This window comes from Nonomuraea basaltis (assembly GCF_005893125.1).
Classification (GTDB): domain Bacteria; phylum Actinomycetota; class Actinomycetes; order Streptosporangiales; family Streptosporangiaceae; genus Nonomuraea; species Nonomuraea basaltis.
On sequence record NZ_VCJS01000534.1, the window covers coordinates 1 to 1,586 of the forward strand.

General features: G+C 67.3%; 1 protein-coding gene. It reads right to left on the reverse strand.

Going from position 1 to position 1,586, the window contains the following annotated elements; genetic code table 11:
- Window positions 1–393: 393 nt before the first annotated feature.
- Entirely contained in the window at window positions 394–1,326 is a 933-nt protein-coding gene (locus EJK15_RS69195) for an NAD-dependent epimerase/dehydratase family protein (protein WP_138720906.1), read from the reverse strand.
- Window positions 1,327–1,586 lie beyond the last annotated feature (260 nt).

A 1,586-nucleotide genomic window follows, 5' to 3' on the forward strand; every position in this document is an offset into this window, starting at 1 on the left:
CTCGAGGGCCATCGCCGGCGTCGTCGTCCTGGAGGTCGTGCATGGTCATGGTCACCGAAGGTAGTACCTGTTCTCGCCCTGCTCTACCAGCTTGGGGTGTTCATCCTGTTTGTCTCAGTAGAGCCTGACACAGAGGGCTCGACGAGCACGAGGTGCTGCGCCGGCTCGGCGCCGCGGACGAGGACATCCGCATGATCGAAGACGGGGACCGCACCTATCCGGCCCTCCGTTCCCGAACATGTCCCTAACCGCCAGGTAGCGGGGTGAGAGATCACGATTGCGATTCGTGGTCGTTTCGGAGCGGTGAATGTGGCTGGTTGGGTGGGGCTTCTGCTTGATCGTGTTCGTGTCGGAGACGGTCGGGGGGAGGGCGGCGTCGGGATCGGCCTGGAGTCATGACACCTGGAGGCCCTGACGCCAGGACGGGTGCGCCGGGCGCCAGCCCAGCTCGCGCTTGGCCTTCGCGTTCGACGCGCCGCGAAGCTCGGTCATCAGCACGACGCCGGCCTCCCCGGCGGCCAGCCGCCCGACGAACCGCGGCACGCGCATCGGCTTCTTGGCGCCCAGCTTCCGGGCCAGCTCCGGCAGCCACTCGGCGACCGGGGCGGGGTCATCGTCGACGATGTTGTAGACCCCGCGAGCGCCGTTCTCGATCGCCGCGACCGTCGCCTCAGCCGCGTCGGCGATGTGGATGAACGACCACACCCCGCCGCCCTCGCCGACGACCGGAAACTTCCGCTTACGGATCATCTCGAGCTGCTCGGAACCCGGCTCCATCGAGGTGCCCGGTCCGTAGAACGCGCCGTAGCGAAGCACGATCCCCTCGGTCCAGTCGGCACCCAGCACAGCCCTCTCCAGATGCCCGATCGCGGCGATCATCGGGGCCATCTGGCTGACCGGCGACGGGTCCAGTTGGTCCTCTTCGGTCTTCACCGGCCCACCCGTTCGGGCATAGGTGAACGCCCCATTGCTCGCCGCCACGAACCGCCGCACACCTGCCGCGCGCCCTGCCGCGAGGAGATTGTCGGTGCCCTCGATCCGCAGCCGGTCGGTCGCGGCGAAACTGCGATCGAAATGGCGTGTGTCTATGTGTCCGATGGCGGTCAGCTGATGGACGATCACATCCGGCTTCGCCTCGCGCACGGCCGCCTCGATCTGGCCGCGATCGAGCGCATCGGCGACGATCGGCACCGCGCCCAGCTCGGACAGCCTGGCCTTGTTCGACCCGTTCCGGGTCATGGCGAAGACCTTGTGCCCCGCGCCGACCAGAAGCGGCACCAACTGCTGGCCCATCACTCCGGTCGCTCCTGCTACTAGCACTCTCATGGTCAGCTCCTGGTTCACATGTTCTTGCCCTCAAGGGCGGTGCCGCTCAAGGGCCACCCGCACCTGCGTGCATCTCTTGAGCCAAGCCGCAAGCTGGATCGCCGCGGCGGCTCAATAACTGCCGTCATGCGCACTGCGCGCTGTGCGGGCTGTTGAGGGTGAAGGCATGTTCGGCTGCCCCCGGCACTGCGCCGGTGTCGGTTGTGCTGCCGATCGCGTAGACCAGAATGTCGTAGCCGAGCGAGGCCCGGCCATCCGTA